Here is an 18,233-nt window from a genome sequence, read left to right on the forward strand (position 1 = left end):
CAAAAGGAGGATGCAAAAAGCCACATCCGGGTATGGATATGGCTTCTATAGTCATATATCCATAGTTTTTTATAGAGGGTTTCCGCTATGAACCTCTCCCGTCCGAGCACGGGTATTAAATTCTTTCCCTATCATAATGAATACGCGTCGAATCGTCAATAGAAAGTTTTACCTCAATAATCTTTCCGGTATGATCAGTAATACTAAAATTCAACAATAGGATAGGTTTACATCCTATCAATAAGCAATCCTATTAATTTTACATTTTAATGGAGCCGAAAGACAGGGAAATTTCCGTGGGTTTTTCGTATAAAAAGAACAAAAGCGCAAGCGCCCGTTAAGCGACGTATGGACTGGAGCACACCGACTAAGATAAAGGAAACACGAAGAGCGTAGCGCATTCTTGCTTGAAGCAATCGTTGCGGAGGTAAAAATCCAAAAGCCGATTTTTACTCGGTGGACGAAGTACACTAGTCGCTGGGCGCTGGAGCTGGATGCAGACAACGCATACAATTATCCACACCCTGGAACTTTTTTAAATTCCTTAACCACTGGAAAAAGCCAGGATTACTCCTGACTCTACTTCAGATTTCTCCTTATGTGATAATGGCCGGTCGTCCGATTGGGTAGTACTCAATGTTTTTGCAACTGTGAATCTTCTCTTCATCAAAACAGTTGCGCCCATCAAAGACGATCACTTTCTTCATCACTTTCCCCAGCAGAGCGATATCCAACTGTTTAATTTCCTGCCACTCTGTTACCACAAACACAGCATCCGCATCCGTTATCGCCTCAAGAAGGTTATCAGCGTAGGTGATTTTTTCTCCAATCACTCTTTTCGCATTGCTAGTTGCAACCGGATCGTAGGCGACCACTTGAGCCCCATGTTTGTTCAGTTCTTGCGAAATTTTTATCGACGGTGCCTCCCTCATATCGTCCGTATCCGGCTTAAATGAAAGACCCAACAGCGCTATTTTTTTTCCTGATAGATGCCCGTCAAAGCGCTTTAGAGCCTTTTTCACCAACAGGACCTGCTGCTCATCATTCACCCTCATCGTTTCAGCAAGCACCCCAAAATCTACGTCATGTTTCCTAGTTGTATGCCACAAGGCTTTCACATCCTTCGGAAAGCAAGAGCCACCATAGCCAATCCCGGCCTGTAGAAAATGGTTCCCAATCCGTTTATCCATCCCCATTCCCTTTGCGACATCTGTGACATCGGCTCCGACGGCTTCACACAAGTTGGCAACCGCATTTATAAAACTAATTTTCGTGGCTAAAAATGCATTTGATGCGTATTTAATCATCTCTGCACTTCTAATACTTGTCATCATACACGGAACCTTTAATGGACTGTACATCTCTTTTACCTTGCTCGCAGCTTGTTGATTTTCACTTCCAATGATGATTCGGTCGGCCTCTAACGTATCCTTTAATGCTGAGCCTTGTCTTAAAAACTCCGGATTCGCTACCATTTCTACCGAAACATCTTCATGGCAATTTGTTTCAATAATCTTTCTGATTTCATCATTCGTCCCAACTGGCACCGTACTCTTGATTACTACAATCGTACCCTGGATGAGGTGGGCAGCCAAATCTTTTGCAGCTTCCTCTAGATACGTTAAATCCGCACTACCGTCGTCTCGTTGAGGGGTTCCAACTGCAAGAATCACAATTTCGGCCCCAGCTAAGCCCTCACGATGTGACGTGGTAAAACGCAGTTTGCCTGCGGCGATATTTCTTGCTAGAAATTCTTCCATACCTGGCTCATATATCGGGGAAATTCCTTGTTGTAATAGGCTAATCTTCCCTTCATCCACATCGATACAGCACACATGATGGCCGATTTCAGATAACGATACACCTGTCGACAATCCCACATAACCTGTACCTAAGATTGCAACCTTCATTCTGCTCCACCCTCAGTCTCTCGCGGCAGAGTTTGGTCTGACTTACTCTTTAAAAATGTTAAAACCTCTTCGCGGAGGTCTTCTCGTTGCAATGCAAAATCAATGGTCGCTTTGATAAAGCCAAGCTTATCACCGATATCATAACGTTTCCCCGCAAATTCATAAGCGAAGACCGCCTGCTTTTTTGCCAACTCATTGATAGCATCGGTTAACTGTAGCTCATCCCCAGCACCAATAGGGGTTTCTTCAAGAACATCAAAAATATCTGGTCTCAGCACATAGCGGCCCATGATGGCGTATTGTGATGGCGCTTCTTTTGGCTTTGGCTTTTCAACCAAGGACTGTACCAAGTGAAGCTTGGATGTGTGGAGTGTGCCATTCGTCTTGACGATTCCGTATTTACTAACATCTTTCTTCGCAACCTTCTGGACCGCTACAACCGAACTGTTGCTATATTCAAACGCATCTGTTAATTGCTTTAGGCATGGGGTCTCTGACATGACAATGTCATCGCCAAGTAAGACGGCAAAAGGTTCATTGCCAATAAACTTTCTCGCACATAACACCGCATCCCCCAAGCCGTTTGGCTCCTGTTGATAAAGATAATAGATATTGACCAAACTGGATAGTTTCTGGATATCTTCTAAAATGTCCATCTTCTGTTTCTTTAACAGCAGATCTTCTAATTGGTGGGATTTCGTAAAATGATGCTCAATCGACCGTTTGCCTCTACCAGTAATGATAAGGATTTCTTCAATCCCTGAAGCGAGTGCTTCTTCGACGATATATTGTATGGTTGGTTTATCGACAATCGGAAGCATTTCCTTTGCCTGTGCTTTCGTTGCTGGCAAAAAACGCGTACCAAGGCCCGCTGCTGGGATAATTGCTTTCCTAATTTTCATATGTGTCCCTCCTTGATTCACAAAATCTGTTCATACAAGCGGGCACATTCTGGTCACCTTGGTAGTCTAGTAATCTTTAAACCTTGTGAACCAGCCCTCAATCAATGATTTATGATGACCATGTGAAAGGTCTCAACCGTTTTCTGTTTTTAATGGCTGGTAGACTTTTTTTATAAACCGCTCGATTAGCTTTGGCAATACCTTATGCCGGCGATAAAGAAGCGAGGTCACAATGGCCTTTCGTTCTTCTTTTGAAACACCCCATTCGTCGGGAATAAGAGTGACGATTTCTTCGATTAATAAAATCGGAATCGTCTGGATGACCTCAAGTTGCTTATAAAATTCTTCCTCACTTTCAATAAAGGATGCCATTATCTTATGGGCCATACTTTTCACAATCCCATCTGATAAACCTTCAAGGTCAGCCAGTTGCCAATTAAAACCGCCGAGAATCTCAGCATGATCGATTATCCATAAATGATAGATTCCTTGGTCTTGGTCTTGGTCTTGACCTTGTGCTTGTTCCTGCGCTTGAAACAAAATATTTTTCCGCGTCCGGTCTTGATTGCCTACCCAATAATCAAATAATATAATGTTCGCTAAGCTAGCGGAATTGGTGATAGTATTGATATCTGCAACCTCATGACCGTTAACACAATCGGCTACATATAAAGAGGCAAATTGGTAGGGCACGTCGCTTAGTTGAGAAAAATCTGGTACTTCTGTAGCCCCTTCTCCCTTCTTTTGGTCCTGTACATTTTTAAAAAAGTCGCTTGGGATATCGACAATCCGACCATACGGGACAGGCATTTGCAGGTACCTAGCGAGGCAATAGCCAATCCACTCATTGGGCAAGGTCTTTTCAAAACCAGGCTGAAAAAATTTCACCACATAGTCGTTCCCATCACTAAAGGTGATTAGACGAGCATTCGACTTACCTTCTAGTTTTTTATGGTAAGCAACAGGTTCAATCATCTAGCTTCACCTCTCCCTCAGCTGCATCCGTTTGTAACAGTCTTTTTAATAGCTCGACATATTGCTCTGCCACGGCTTCAATTGAAAAGTTGTCTTGAACATGCTTGATCGCAGCGGTGGACATTTTTTGATGCATGTCCGGATGATCGAGAATGGTATAAATTTGGTTAACAGCGTCATCGACATTTTGCCCCCGGTACAGCAATCCTGTCTCACCTTCTTTTACAAGCTCTGTTACAGGCATCATCCTTGATGCAACAACCGGAACACCTGACACCATGGATTCAATAAACGTATTGCCGTATGACTCAGATTTCGTTGTTGCTAATGTACATCCCCCTGATTCGCGGACCTTTGCATACATATGTGGCATTTGCTGATAGGGAATGACCGGGAACCATTTGACGATATCCGTCAGTTGCTGTGCCTTCCATTCTGTTGCAAATTCCTCCCGCTGGACACTTTGCGCTCCACCAATGATCCAAAACTCAACATCGTCACGCTCCTGTTTCGCCCGCTTGGCAATTTCAAGGAGCATCGGCCAATTTTTCCGCTTATCCAAACGGCCAATATAAGCAACGATTTTTTTATTATTAGGAAGGAACGGCTCGCTGTTAAAATCAATTTCATCAGATTTTAACGCCCGGAAAAATTTCGTATCGACGCCGTTGTAGATCACATTAATAGGGATTTCGTCGGTTAGGATTGAAACCAACCGCTTTTGATAGGAAGAAGGAACGATGATCGTTTCCGGAGAGTACCCTCTGAATGATTTTAAATGAGGGGTGAGCTTAATAAGCTCGGGTGTCCTCGCTTCGACAATAACTGGTCCCTGATAGTTTGCCTCCCGAAGCCATTTATAAGCTTTACCTGTATCAACGACTATAACAGCTTCATAATGATTGTCCCGGATAATTTTAACGATTTCATCTTCATCCTTAGTTAAATATATCGGGGCTACATCCGCCATAATATGCATGCCCCCATGGTCAGTTGTGTACAGGAATTCCGTCTCAATTCCATGCTGTTTAAAATAAATCGCTCGGTTCCTCCACCCGGCATTCACCCCACCAACTGTGAGCAGCCGCCAGATTATTAGCACTTTCATTTTGGTCTCTCCTCGCTTTCATTTTGGGGATTCCCCAAGTTTAGACACTGCGCGTCGATCACTTCTATATCAAGCCAAAGGTCAACCATTTGCTGTATTTCCCTTTACTTTTCTTAGATTTGTCCTTATCTCGTTTACTAGCATCTTTTCCTTTGTTCTTCGATTTGACGTTTCCAGACTTTTTGCCTTTTGTAGCCTTCTCCGTTTGCTCCCACTTTCTTCTGGGTCTAGGCTGTTCTTTTTTCGAATCCTTTGCTTTTTTGGCTTTCCCAGGATTGTCGTCATCCCAGTCACGATCATTGTCGCGATACTCTGAATCTTTTAGCGCTTTAAATTCACGCTTATGAGCATCCCAATGTTTATCCACCTTTTCGATGACCTTATCAGGGTCAACCCCGCGCGCAAGCATTGTTTTCACCCACTGCTCTTTGAAAACCTTATGCATCAACCCTGCCATCAGGACTACATATCGTTCTTCATCATTCGTTGTCAACAGTTTGTCACTAAGAGCCTTTACCATGTCTTCCTTTTCTTTCGGAGATTCCAGCAATACCTGATAGATTTCACAAGAAATCTCCTCCATGCGGATGTAATGAAGCCATTCGTTATACAATGTCGGCGCTAACTCCTGAACATGAGCCGAAAACACTTCCTTATTGTCTTTGCCCAGAGAATTTAATAGCTTACGAGGATAGGGATAAACCCTGTCCCTCCATACTGTTCTTGCCACATCGATAACTTTGAGGCTGCCGTCCTCTTGTAAGTAGATTTGTCGTTTATGATGGTCAATCCTCTCATAGCCGATTTCTTTAAACGTGATCAACATCTCAATCAACTTCACCGAAAGCTCCTTTGACAGCGGTTGAGATTGTAGATATTCGCGCAAGTCAACTCCTCGAATGATTTCCATTGCGATATGAAGCGGTCCTTTATGATAAAGCTTCGGAAAAAGGTTCGTATCCTGCCCAAGTGAAAGCGCATAATATTCTCGCTCACAATCCTCCGTATTCCCAAACACTTTCACGCAGATGTCATCGGTAACTTGAAAAACAGCTCCTTGACGCCCCTTACCAATCATCGACAACGGCGATTCATTCTCGACCTCGACATCTTCATTCACTAAATTCCGGACCTTAATCTTGGCGACACATTGTTCCAAATAATTAGTATCCATAATCAAACTCCCTTCACTAATTTTCACCTTTTACATATTTGGTCAAATAACTTTCTAGACCCCATTAATATAGTTAATTCAAAGAGGAACAAAAAGGTACGGACGAGTATCCTATATGGTGAAAAATATACTCTCCCTAGTCGTAAAACGGAAACCGTATGTTACCTTCGAAATCAGAACGCTAGGATTTTATAATAAAGATGGCTGTGCTTAAGTATATTGTCGATTTTCACACCGTTGATTGGAGCGGAAGGCACGAAGACTCCTCGAAAATGAACTACACATTTTCTCGTGCGTGGGCCTATTCAAGGATGTAATTCAGTGTCCTGCGGGAGTACGGGGCAGTGGAGACCTGGGTTGAAATGGTCCACGTGAGGGGCCAATTAACCCCACAGGCGCTAAGGCGCCGGGGAGATAGGAAAGCGGAAGGACCTTGGTCAGCCCCGACAAGCTCTGGAGGGCCGACAGATGAAGTCGTTCTTTGACTTCAACTGTCGGACCATGAAAAGCGGAGGCGACTGCCCAGGTTTTTTTTACCTTCTAACAGGGAGTGGCTTATGACTCGAGTCCCTAGGAGCCGGAGCTAGACAAGAAGCGACTCGAGGGGCTAGGCGTGGAAGCTCGCCGGCACGCCCGCGAACCGCTCGTGCCTGGAGCGGAAATCAACAGCCAACGTTATCACAACAAAAAAGAGAGAAGTGTTGGTAGCACTCCTCTCCATGCACCCTACTTAAAGTAGGGGTGTGATATGATTTTTTGTGAGATCACCCTTTTGCTTCCGACGGCGTGGGGTGGTTTTCTTTATTAGTGGGATTATAAAAACCTCTCACAAAGTTCATCCCTTTCTTCTTTGCAATTCAGCCAACACAGTTGGATACACCTTGTCGAGTTTGAACATGAGCATGATAACCAATTGTAATACCCCTAAAGCAATTGGAATGTAAATGTTTAGGGCCAAAATCATTTGCAGTGTTAAACCTGATTGTTCAGCTGCTCCACCAACATATCCCCCAAATCCTAGCAACCAACCGATTAACGCAAGGCCAAGACCTGTTCCAACTTTTATCCCAAAGCTCGCGCCACTGTTGACAAGTCCCTCTGTACGAATACCAGTCTTGTACTCACCATATTCCACAGTGTCATTAATCATCGCAAACAATAAGGCGATTGGAGGAATCGCACCAATTCCAGCCAAACCAGAGCTTCCCAAGAATAAGACAACATTGGTTGGGTCAATCAATTTTAACGATTGCGCAACAACGTAAATAATCGCACCCACAACAGCAATATTGCGCTTTCCATATCTTTTTACAAGCGGCGTTAAGAAGAACATCCCGAGTAGCATCGGCACGGAAACAGCTAGTCCATAGAATGGAAAGTAGCCTATATTCCCTAAAATATATTGAGCATAATACAACGCTGCCCCTTGTGTAAGCGCCGTTGTCGCGTAGAAAACCAAACAATAGGCTGTAATCATGATCCAGTATTTATTTTTTGTTAACGCTTTAAATCCGTCTTTCGTGGATACCTTCTCAGCATGATTCACATAGGAGGAACTTCTTTCTTTTACAACACGGAAGGTCACATAAAGCGAAGCAAACGTAACAACACCGTAAATGACAGCTAACATCGTCCAACCAATCGCACCCACCAAAGGCTGTGTTAACGTCATAACGACTAAAGTTCCTGTCATAATAAAAATACCAGCATAAACGTTTGCCGTTGAACGGCTGTTCTGATCCTGGGTCATAACACCTAATAAAGTTTTATAAGGAATCGAGACCGCGGTATAAAGCAAGATAAACAATAGATAAGTTGCATATGCATAGACAATCTTACCGGTATCACTAATGTTTGGAACTGAGAATAATAGGACCGTTGTGATAGCGAGTGGAAAAGACATCCAAAGCAACCAAGGCCGTGCTTTCCCGTGTTTAGATTTTGTGGCATCAACAATGGTGCCCATTCCAAAATCAGTCACTCCGTCGAAAAGCCTTGAAATCAGCATCAAGGTTCCTACTGTTGCTGCCCCAATCCCCGCTACGTCCGTGTAATAATAAGTTAAGAATGCCCCAATTAATGTCCAAACCGTAAAAATGCCAAAGCTTCCTAGCCCATACGTCCACATTTCCTTCTGGCCAGGCTTTTCTACTTGTGTTTTCACTTTAGTGCTCAATAAGTCATGTTTCAACTGTTTAGCTAGCATTTTCTTTGCTCCTTTTATTAAAAAATAGAAAGATTAATTCATAGAAAGTGAATAGAAAACACGGTTGATCGCTGTAAAAATTATTATTCAAAAACCAACACACAAGCTCATATTTTCACTAATTTCCCTACTAAATAACCGGTTAGTATCTTGGGATAATACTAGTAAAAATAGCTTTAGAGTTATCCCCTCCTACACCATCCTATCGCTTAAAACCCTCATTAGACGGGGTTTCGACACCTTTTTTAATTTCCAAATTTATGTACTCCTTAAATATATTGGATGACCATTTACTTGTCAAACATAATTTCAAAATTATTTAAATATTAACTCTTAACTATATTAATATAATGAATTTGTGTGAGTTACACCTGAACACTAATCCCCTATAAAGAAATCCTCCCTACACCGATATAAATAAAAACTAATATTATAGGAAGAAACAAGGATAACTCTTTGGACAGGTTGGATTTTTATATCACTCAATCCAATGAACAAAAGACAAAATCCACCACTCCATTTTCTTCACGACGTTTTTTCAAAATAATGTACTACCTCTTCCTCTTAAAACTCTATTGTTAAATTGAATAGTATTCCTACTGTGAATTCACTAGTTTCCCTAATGAAAATTGGCAGGTATAACACCCGATACTGGTTGATCCTGGCGACCAGCTGATTTCTGTTAAAAAGAAGAACTGTAACACAATAACATCTTTTTCACCATATTTCCCGTATTTGCCTCTGAATTGTTAAAAATTATTGAACATTCTAAAACTTTACGACAAATTTCGATAAGATTCACATGTTGACTAACGGGAAAAACCGCAAAAACTAAGGAATCCTAAAAAGGAAGTTCGATTTATTGGAGGATTATGTCGACAATCAAGCGTTTACAAATTTTCATTTTATTTCAATAATTGTGGATGAGTACTCCCTATATTTATCCAAATATAACAATTCTAATTCACTTTCTAGGAGGTTAATAGTATGGTCTATCGTTCGAAACCTTGGTTAAAATGGTATGAGTCAAAGATTGATGAACATGTAAGTGTCAAATATGAGTCTCTTTATGATTTCTTAGAGGATGCTGTTGGTAGATTCGGCAACAAGCCTGCATTTACTTTTTATGGAAAACAGTTTAGTTTTAATGAAACAAAAGCAATTGTTGATCGACTTTCCGTTCATTTACATAATCAAGGCTTTCAAAAGGGCGACCGCGTAGCTGTTATGCTTCCTAATACTCCACATTATATTTTCGCCCTATTCGCTATCTTCCGTTTGGGTGGAATTGCTGTCCAAGTAAATCCAATGTATGTTGAGAGAGAGATTGCTTTTGTATTAGAAGATTCTGGTGCGAAGTATATGTTTGCTTTCGATGCTTTTTACCCAAAAATCAAGAAGGTACAAGCTGACACATACTTAAAGCATATTGTAGCAATCGGGCTTGGCGAAAAAGCAGAGCTTGCTAGTGGCGATGTTTATTTCGAACAAGCTGTCCAAGCCGTTGGGGAAATCGATGAATGCTCCATTAACCCTTTTGAGGATGTAGCGATTTTACAATACACAGGTGGAACAACTGGTGTGCCTAAAGGCGTTATGCTAACACACAACAACCTCCTTGCAAACTTCAACCAAGTTTGTGATGCAATTTATAAGCCACTTGAAAATAAACCTGAGGACTTCAAAATGATTACGGTCCTTCCAATGTTCCATGTATATGGACTTTCAAGTGTTGCCCTTTGCGGAATTAGAGAAGGTGCGAACCAAATTGTGTTACCTAGATTTGATGTCCAAGAAGTAATCGAGACTGTAAAACGTGAAAAGCCATTCCTATTTGCGGCTGTTCCTACGATGTATTTCGGACTTAACAGCCAACCAGAATTATTAAAAGATGCTGGCTTTGATCAACTTCATTTTGTAGGAAGCGGCGGAGCTCCACTACCGGTTGAGCAAGCGAAGGCATTCAAAAAAATTACTGGTGCTCAAATAAATGATGGATACGGCCTATCCGAGGCAGCACCAACCGTTATTTTTACCCCTCCATTCCTTCCAGCTAAAGAAGGAAGTATCGGAATTCCAGTTCAAAGCACCATCGTGCGCATCGTTCGTGAGGAAAATGGCGAGTATGTTGATGTTCCTGTTGGTGAAGCAGGTGAACTGATTGTGAAAGGTCCACAAGTCATGAAAGGCTACTGGAACCGTCCGAAGGATACAGAACAAGCTCTTAAAGATGGTTGGTTGCATACAGGTGACATTGCAAAAATGGACGAGGATGGATACTTCTACATTCTTGACCGTAGCAAAGATATGATTATTGCAAGCGGCTACAATGTTTACCCACGTGAAGTCGAAGAAGTTCTTTACGGCCTAGAAGGGGTCGAAGAAGCAATTGTCATCGGCCTTCCAGATGAGTATCGTGGGGAAACTGTTAAAGCATTTGTAAAGTTAAAAGCAGGTTCTACCCTTACTGTAGAAGAGATTCTTGCGTTTGGGAAAGAGAATCTTGCTCCTTACAAAGCGCCAAAAGCAGTCGAAATCTTGGACGAGCTTCCAAAATCTGCAGTTGGTAAACTGCTAAGAAGAGAGCTTCGTGACCTGGAATTAAAGAAAGTTCAAGCTTAATATAGTTAGTCTTGACCACCCCTTCGGTTCGAATGGGTGGTTTTTTCTTTTACCGTTTTTTCCGAAAACAAATATCTCACCATAAAAAGCTGCCCATTTTCCATGGCAGCCTTTTATGGTTATCTTAATAGCTATAATGCTGTTCTGGTAAATTGTCGTACACTCCAGGGTCTACTGTCTTAATCGATCCGTCGGCAATTGCGTTCGCAGTTGCATCCATCGCTTGGAAGGCTTGTTTAATAATATAGCCATTTGATTTTTGACCAAGTACATAGGGTTCATATGAATGGTCCGCCATTCCACGCATTTCAAAGAGAATAACTGGAATGTCATATTGGAGCGCCATCGCATTTGAAGCGACTGCAGCATTGGTCGTTGGCTCATCAAATTTTAGAATAAACGCCCATCCAAAAGAATCGACTCCCTGATGTAATACCGAAGCAAGCTTTCGTGAATTCAGCTGCACTTCAGGGTCCACCCCCGGACTCTGGGGCGTTAATAGAGCTCCCGTTGTCAGCTTGCCGAAATAATCCTCCTGCGTTCCTTGATGATGGAAGTCAATCATATAGTCGATTTTATACTTTTGTAATACATTTTCGTGCAAGGCCTGTGTTTCTGGAGCTACTTTATTGACATGATCACGATTCAAATCGATTCTGTCCGCATTATAGCGCGTGAGATGACGTCCACTCGCCATATAATTATCCAGCGAGAAGTTTACATCTCCCATCGCCCCATCCACATTAAGCATCGGCACAATCAAGATGTTTACATTTTTGAGCATTTCCTGCGTCTTCTTGCTGTTTGCACCAAGGTGACGGATATAATCCAGTGCCCCTTCTGTTGTCATTGCCTCATTCCCATGCTGCTGGGTTAAAAATAAAATCGTTGGATTATCTGGATTTGTTATGTACTTGGCAAGAAAGAGGTCCCTTCCCTTTACGCTTTGGCCAATAACCTCTAGCTCCATATGCTCCTGGTTCGCTGCTTGCTTTTGCAGAAAATCCGCCATTTCTTCGTAAGTCGTTAGCATGGAAGTTTGTACATTCTGATTCCCATTAACATCCGGACCATTCCCCGCTGCTAGTACTGGTGTAAAAGCAAACCCTGAGGTCGCAATAGCAGCTGACAATGATAGTGTTAGCAATTTTTTCTTCATTCCATTCCCTCCCTAATTATCAGAAAAATGTAAAAAGTACCTCCATTATAATTTGGAAGTACTTAGCAGTTCCACTGAATACTAGAGTTCAAGATGATTTTGAAACAATATACCTACGAAATGAAGAATGATTGGGCCATAAGGCTTCTGATAAAAGACCCACAATTTATTGGAGAGTGCTAAATACTAGAAAAGTCTAGCCTCTTTAATTCACGTCCGCAGTCTCTGATTTATTTTTAATAGAAAGGTAGCACAGTATAATAAAAACAAATACCATTAGGGCTGTGATAAACAGCCACCCTGTAGCAAAACTTCCAGTTTGATCGACCAATAAGCCGTAAATAGGTGGAATCAACACCACGCCAATCGAGCCAAATGTCAGACTCACTCCGCTAGAGACTCCAGATTGTTCGCGCGGAACGATTTCAGTAGCAAGGTTCATCCAGATTCCGTTAAAGCCAGAGATTGAAAAACCAAATACGACAACAATCGGAACCATCACCCAGAACGACGCATTCGAGGTGAAGGCAACGGTCAAGCTCGAGATGGCTGTTAGGATCGAAATCATAATTAAAATAATGATTCGGTTACTATTAAACAAAAAGTCACTGACCATCCCCCACGCGATCCTCCCCAATGAACCACTTACTTCGGAGATAACTAGGAGAATTCCCGAAAGAAATAATGAGATTCCTAGCTTTTCATGTGCATATAAAACAATATAGGTATTCAAGCACATTTGTGAACCACTGAGACCAAACGCACTTAAGCTTACTAACATGAGGGATTTATTCTTCATCAGCTTAAACATTGATTTATAGAAGGAAGCAAGATTCTCCTGACTGGCTGCTAGTGTTTGTTCTGGTGGGTCGCGATATAGGAAATACGAAAGAACCCCGCTTAGGATTAAGAGCACACAGGCTCCTAGTAAAACTGGGCGCCACCCATATTCCGCTCCTAACGGCAGCAAGATTAAACCTGCCAGTGCTGCACCGGCCGTTACTCCGGTCTGCTTAATCCCCATGGCTGTCCCTCGCTGTTTCGTTGAAAACCAATAGAGAATCCCCTTATTCGTAATCGGATGCATGCTTCCATAACCGAGACCCCCTAAGGCTACAAAGAACAGCACTGCCCCGAAATGGGTAATAAAGGTCATAACTAGAAAACCGGCGCCAAGACAAAAGGCTGCTATCATCAACAATTTCCGTGAACCATATTTATCGGTTAACATCCCTGCCGGAACAGCTGCGACCATTTGCCCCAAAAATAGCGCTGCAGGCAGCATCCCAATTTGGGATTTTGTTAATGCTAAATCTTCACCAATCAGGACGCCAAGCGGCCCCACACTCCGGCCAACAAACGCCACCAATAGTTGAGCCAACAGTAAAAACAACAACATCCGCCAAGGCTCAGCAACAGAGCCAAACCGATGTTTTGTAATTGAATCACTCATTCTTATTCGCCTCTTTTTCGGCCATTATTGTTGATAACCTAAAATAGAAATACGATGATTTAATAATTTCCATCATATCACAAATTGGTTGAGGATATGGGGGAAGACCAGCTCCGCCCTATGGGAGGTTAAAGCTTTTTAATCAATCGTTTGATTAAATTTGTCTTGATAGATCAAGGGTGAGTGGGGTTTAGGTCGAAGTAAACGTTGATTTGGCAAGAGTGGGGTTCTATTTTACCGTTCTGCCACTTTTTAGCTTCGTTTGGGTAATTAGAGGGCTTCTATTTTACCGTTTTTCTACTTCCTAGCTTCGTTCGGGTAATTAGAGGGCTTCTATTTTACCGATTGACTACTTTTCAGCCCCGTTCGGGTAATTAGAAGGCTTCTATTTTACCGTTTGGCTACTTTTCAGCCCCGTTCGGGTAATTAGAAGGCTTCTATTTTACCGTTCTGCCACTTTTAGCTTCGTTTGGGTAATTAGAGGGCTTCTATTTTACCGATCAGTTCCCATACTGCCCCCTATCTCTTGAGTTTGGGCACTGAAACACCTCCTCCGTTCCCATACTGCCTCCTATCTCTTGAGTTTGGGCACTGAAACACCTCCTCCGTTCCCATACTGCCCCATGTCTCTTGAGTTTGGGCACTGAAACACTTCCTCCGTTCCCATACCTGCCCCCTATCTCTTGAGTTTGGGCACTGAAACACCTCCTCCGTTCCCATACTGCCCCCTATCTCTTGAGTTTGGGCATTGAGACGGCTTCTCGGTTCTCATACTGCCTCCTGTCTCTTCAGTTTTAGCACGAGACGGCTTCTGGTTCGTGTAATTTGGGAACTTCTTTTACCTTAGGCAGTTTCGGCTGAAATTGGGGTAAATAATACCCTAGCATGAACAAAAAAGAGAGATGTGCTGATTTGCACGTCTCCCTCACAACACTAGCCTTTAAACAAAAGCGATAAGCTCTACTTCTCTGCTAACACATTAATGAATTCCCTTAAGTAATCCGGCAAATCAGGTGGGCGGCGGCTTGATACTAGATGTCCATCCGTGACAACTGGCTCATCAAACCAAACAGCTCCCGCATTTTCCATATCATCTCGAATGCCCGGAGTGCTTGTCACCTTTTTCCCTTGAAGGATTTTCGCTGAAATCAGCACCCAGCCTGCATGACAAATCTCCCCAATAGGCTTCTTGTCTTGATCCATTTTTCGAAGTAAAGCTAGTACCTCTGGAAAACGACGAATTTTGTCTGGTGCCCATCCTCCTGGAACAAGAATGGCATCATAGTCCTCTGCTTTTACCTCGGAGTAAGCCATATCAGACTCAGCTGGAACACCATACTTTCCAATATATTTTACCCTCGCTTCTTCCCCAGCAAGGTCGACAATAGCTCCTTCTTCCCGGAGGCGTAAAATTGGATACCAAAGCTCCAAATCCTCAAAGTCATGATGAACAAGGCTAAGAACCTTTTTACCTGTTAAACGCAAAACCTTCACTTCCCTTCATTCGTTTAAATAAGTATACTGCCACGATTATAACCTGAAGGAATTGGTTTCCCAAATCATACGATTTACCGGCGGTGGATCTTAGATTTTTAAGAGTAGTCGCTGGCCTTTACAACCGTTTCTCTATCCATTCTGCAATATCCTGATAGACTTCCGCTTTGTTCGTCTCATTTAAAATCTCATGCCTGGCGCCTGGATAGAATTTGTAAGAAACATCTTCCAAGCCAACAGATTCGAGCTGACGGTAATTTTGTAGCACACCTTTTGTATTTTTCCCTACAGGGTCCTTGTCCCCCGAAAAAAATGTAACCGGTAAATCCTTAGGGATACGAGCATCCTCTTCATAAAGAGATAGCAACCCTTTTAAAAAGTCTTCAAAGAAGCCTGCAGTAAACACACCCCCACAGAGAGGATCTGTGATATAAGTATCCACTTCTTTCTCGTCTCTTGTAAGCCAATCAAACTCGGTTCTAGTCGGGCTAAATGCCTTATTATAGCTACCGAATGTTAAACTGTTCATCCGTGGGCTTGGCGCGCGCCTCCCGAGTTTCCGAGCTTCTCGTGCAGCTAAATAATGGCCAATTTTCCCTACAAGACCTGGATGGCTGCCCGTGCCGGTAAAAATCGTTCCATCAAGCTGCTCGCCATATTGTTGAATATATCCTCTCGCAAGGAAGGACCCCATACTATGCCCTAGCATAAAAACAGGTACTGCCGGGTAGTCATCCTTGATGACATCCGTCAGCAGCTTCATATCCGCTACGACTGTTTCATAGCCATTTTCATCAGCATAATATCCACGGTCTTCATCCAGCTCTTCCGTATGCCCGTGACCTCGATGGTCATTTCCATACACATAGATCCCTTGTTGAACTAGGAAATAAGCAAAGTCCTCATAGCGACCAATATGCTCTGCCATCCCATGTGCTATTTGCAGAATTGCCTTTGGCTCGCCATCCGCAAACCACTTTCTCGCAAAAATACGTTTCCCATCATGACTATGAAAATAAAAAGTATTAGTTTCCACTTTTTATTCCTCCCTTGGTTTGATTTTTATTTTATTCGTTGAACCTTTCAAGTAAGTCTACTTTTCTACAAGTCTAGAATCTATAAGTTCTACATCATTTCGACAGTCTCTTCTGCTTCGGTTATCGAGGGATGTCGCAATTTGTAATATAACCGTAATTTTTCTGTTACCTATCTGTAAACGCTTACAGAGTATACTAGATTTATCAAATTAGGAACTGGGGGCAACTACCTTGTTTAAGAGAATACTAGCCGTACTATTATTACTTCTATTAATAGCAACCGTTGTGCCATCAATCGATCAAGCATCTGCATCAGGTACCCCATATTATGTAAAAATTAATAACGGAACTTTAAATATGCGTAAAACAGCGTCTACCAAATCTGGCATCGTTACGAAGCTTGCAAATGGAACAACAGTGACTGTCCACAGCCAAGCAAACGGTTGGGCAAAGGTAACTGCAAATAAAAAACAAGGATTTGTCAGTTCAAACTATATCGCTCCTAAAAAAGCGGTAACTACTAAGCCAACTGCTACTAAAAATACAGCAACCGTCCAACCCACAGACTATCGTACAAAAGCCATTTCAGTTGCTAAAAGCAATAAAGGCGTAAAATATAAATGGGGCGGAACAACACCAGCAGGCTTTGACTGCTCTGGCTTGGTCTCCTACGCCTACAAACAAGCTGGCATCACACTTCCGCGAACAGCCGCGGAAATGTACAAAAAAGGCACCTCTGTTAAAGCGTTAGCACCTGGAGACTTAGTGTTCTATGCAACCAGTGGTGGCAATAAGGTCTCCCACGTGGCCATTTACATTGGCGATGGACAAGTCATCCACTCGACAACCTCCGTTGGTGTTAGCATTACTAGTATGAATAACTCTTATTGGAAAGCAAGATATGTTGGAGCAAAACGCATCTAAAAAGTGGCCGAATAGGCCGCTTTTTTTTATCTAAAAGCGGATAAATTCCCCTATTTGGCATCACCTTAAGGGACAAGGGGACAGGTTCATTGTCCCACCCTTAAGATAGAGGTGAAACGATGAAAAAATATACAGAAGTCGGAACAGATATTGAAAAGGTCAAACAGCAAAATGCTAATTCTGGGATGTCCTACAATGAAGTGAAGGAGTACTTAGCAAAGACGATGGCCCAATATCCCCCTTCCCCAGATAGTATGGAAAAACACAGAAAATAATGCTGATAGCTACTCGTAAAAGACGGTCAACCATTCAAAATGTGGTTGACCACTTTTCTTTATTGTGCCGCATTATCTTAATCCCCCCATGTTCTCTGTCTTTTTTTACAATCCTTGTCTACACTTTCTTCAAAAAAAGGTCGATTCCTCCTAGAGAAATGACCTTTTAGTTAGAGGTTTATAACCTTAAATGGAACGGCTGGTTCAACTAGAAAGAGCTCCTCTTACGGCAACTCATGATCAAGCCGGTCAAAGTCAGCTAATAAAGCGGAAACAGGAACAAGGTCTGCTTGTTTTTTATATTCTGGAATGTAGGTTTTAAGTGCATCAACCATCTTTTCACCCGTTATTCCCACATGCCCAATCGCAATCAGTTGGTCGCTGTCCTCTAACTGTTTTGCTAGTAAGGAGGCCTTTCGCTGAATATGACTTGCAGAATACACATGATCAAAAAACAAATTATTTTCTAAGTACGGAACCCCTAATTCCTTTGCTATCTTTGGAATCACACTGTTCCCGGTGGTTTTACTATCTAGATAAAAAAAGCCCTTCTCTCGACAAACCTCTAAAATAATTCTCATGACACGCTCATCTTCAGTCACCTTGGACCCCATGTGATGATTCATCCCGACTGCAAAAGGAACTTCAGCGATTGCCTGCTCCACCCTTTTTCTAATTTCCTCATCAGTTAAATCCGTTGTAATCGCTCCTGGTCCCAGCCAGCTTTTCTTTCCCCTTTTTGGTTCCATCGGCAAATGGACGATGACCTCATGGCCCTTTTCATGGGCATGCTTCGCATCCTTTGCTGTTGTCGACAAAAAGGGCATGACGGCTACCGTAAGGGGTACTGGGAGATTAAGCATTTCTTCAGTCCCCTTCATTCCGTTTCCAAAATCATCAATGACAATTGCCAATTCTTTAATAGGGGTAGGCTGTTCTTCAGCATGAACTCGTATGGTTGCTGACATACAGGTTAAGCTAAGCAGCATCGCAG

General features: G+C 42.5%; 14 protein-coding genes. 3 read left to right on the forward strand and 11 right to left on the reverse strand.

From position 1 onward, the window contains the following. Window positions 1–596: 596 nt before the first annotated feature. The 6 genes from LG336_RS24250 to LG336_RS24275 form a co-directional block, all read right to left on the reverse strand. Window positions 597–1,910, reverse strand: coding sequence for a UDP-glucose dehydrogenase family protein (locus LG336_RS24250; protein ID WP_404330037.1), 1,314 nt, complete (start codon window positions 1,908–1,910; stop codon window positions 597–599). Further along, window positions 1,907–2,812, reverse strand: coding sequence for a UTP--glucose-1-phosphate uridylyltransferase GalU (gene galU, locus LG336_RS24255; RefSeq protein WP_404330038.1), 906 nt, complete (start codon window positions 2,810–2,812; stop codon window positions 1,907–1,909). The genes LG336_RS24250 and galU overlap by 4 nt, the downstream gene beginning before the upstream one ends. A gap of 132 nt (window positions 2,813–2,944) precedes the next feature. Beyond that, window positions 2,945–3,787, reverse strand: a complete 843-nt coding sequence (locus LG336_RS24260; protein ID WP_404330039.1) for a HipA family kinase — start codon at window positions 3,785–3,787, stop codon at window positions 2,945–2,947. Next, complete coding sequence (locus LG336_RS24265; RefSeq protein WP_404330040.1) at window positions 3,780–4,895, reverse strand: glycosyltransferase family 4 protein; 1,116 nt, start codon at window positions 4,893–4,895, stop codon at window positions 3,780–3,782. Before LG336_RS24265 ends, LG336_RS24260 begins: the two co-directional genes overlap by 8 nt. A 64-nt stretch (window positions 4,896–4,959) precedes the next feature. Beyond that, window positions 4,960–6,069, reverse strand: a complete 1,110-nt coding sequence (locus tag LG336_RS24270) for a hypothetical protein (RefSeq protein ID WP_404330041.1) — start codon at window positions 6,067–6,069, stop codon at window positions 4,960–4,962. Window positions 6,070–6,904: 835 nt separating this feature from the next. After that, a complete protein-coding gene (locus LG336_RS24275; RefSeq protein WP_404330042.1) occupies window positions 6,905–8,275 on the reverse strand; it encodes an MFS transporter in 1,371 nt (456 codons plus the stop codon). Window positions 8,276–9,262: 987 nt separating this feature from the next. Here LG336_RS24275 and LG336_RS24280 point away from each other — a divergent pair. Then, window positions 9,263–10,897 carry a long-chain fatty acid--CoA ligase gene (locus LG336_RS24280; protein ID WP_404330043.1) on the forward strand — a complete coding sequence of 545 codons (1,635 nt, stop codon included), beginning with the start codon at window positions 9,263–9,265 and terminating at the stop codon, window positions 10,895–10,897. Window positions 10,898–11,021: 124 nt separating this feature from the next. On the opposite strand, the gene LG336_RS24285 is transcribed toward LG336_RS24280, so the two are convergent. The 4 genes from LG336_RS24285 to LG336_RS24300 all read right to left on the reverse strand — a co-directional run bounded on the left by LG336_RS24285 (window position 11,022) and on the right by LG336_RS24300 (window position 16,039). After that, complete coding sequence (locus LG336_RS24285; protein ID WP_404330044.1) at window positions 11,022–12,056, reverse strand: M14 family zinc carboxypeptidase; 1,035 nt, start codon at window positions 12,054–12,056, stop codon at window positions 11,022–11,024. Window positions 12,057–12,261: 205 nt separating this feature from the next. Then, complete coding sequence (locus LG336_RS24290) at window positions 12,262–13,509, reverse strand: MFS transporter (RefSeq protein WP_404330045.1); 1,248 nt, start codon at window positions 13,507–13,509, stop codon at window positions 12,262–12,264. A 960-nt stretch (window positions 13,510–14,469) separates the two neighbouring features. Then, window positions 14,470–14,994: a type 1 glutamine amidotransferase domain-containing protein gene (locus LG336_RS24295; protein ID WP_404330046.1), complete on the reverse strand. Its 525-nt coding sequence runs from the start codon at window positions 14,992–14,994 to the stop codon at window positions 14,470–14,472. Window positions 14,995–15,121: 127 nt separating this feature from the next. After that, window positions 15,122–16,039 carry a lysophospholipase gene (locus LG336_RS24300; RefSeq protein ID WP_404330047.1) on the reverse strand — a complete coding sequence of 306 codons (918 nt, stop codon included), beginning with the start codon at window positions 16,037–16,039 and terminating at the stop codon, window positions 15,122–15,124. A 232-nt stretch (window positions 16,040–16,271) separates the two neighbouring features. Here LG336_RS24300 and LG336_RS24305 point away from each other — a divergent pair, with 232 nt between their 5' ends. Both LG336_RS24305 and LG336_RS24310 read left to right on the forward strand, forming a co-directional pair. Then, window positions 16,272–16,964, forward strand: coding sequence for a C40 family peptidase (locus LG336_RS24305; RefSeq protein ID WP_404330048.1), 693 nt, complete (start codon window positions 16,272–16,274; stop codon window positions 16,962–16,964). A 119-nt stretch (window positions 16,965–17,083) separates the two neighbouring features. Further along, window positions 17,084–17,239: a hypothetical protein gene (locus LG336_RS24310; RefSeq protein ID WP_404330049.1), complete on the forward strand. Its 156-nt coding sequence runs from the start codon at window positions 17,084–17,086 to the stop codon at window positions 17,237–17,239. A 224-nt stretch (window positions 17,240–17,463) separates the two neighbouring features. Here the strand turns inward: LG336_RS24310 and LG336_RS24315 are convergent, their stop codons facing one another. Further along, entirely contained in the window at window positions 17,464–18,207 is a 744-nt protein-coding gene (locus LG336_RS24315; protein ID WP_404333275.1) for a divergent polysaccharide deacetylase family protein, read from the reverse strand. Window positions 18,208–18,233: the final 26 nt, after the last annotated feature.

The sequence above is a fragment of the Mesobacillus maritimus genome (genome assembly GCF_044803185.1).
GTDB lineage: Bacteria > Bacillota > Bacilli > Bacillales > Cytobacillaceae > Mesobacillus_B > Mesobacillus_B maritimus_B.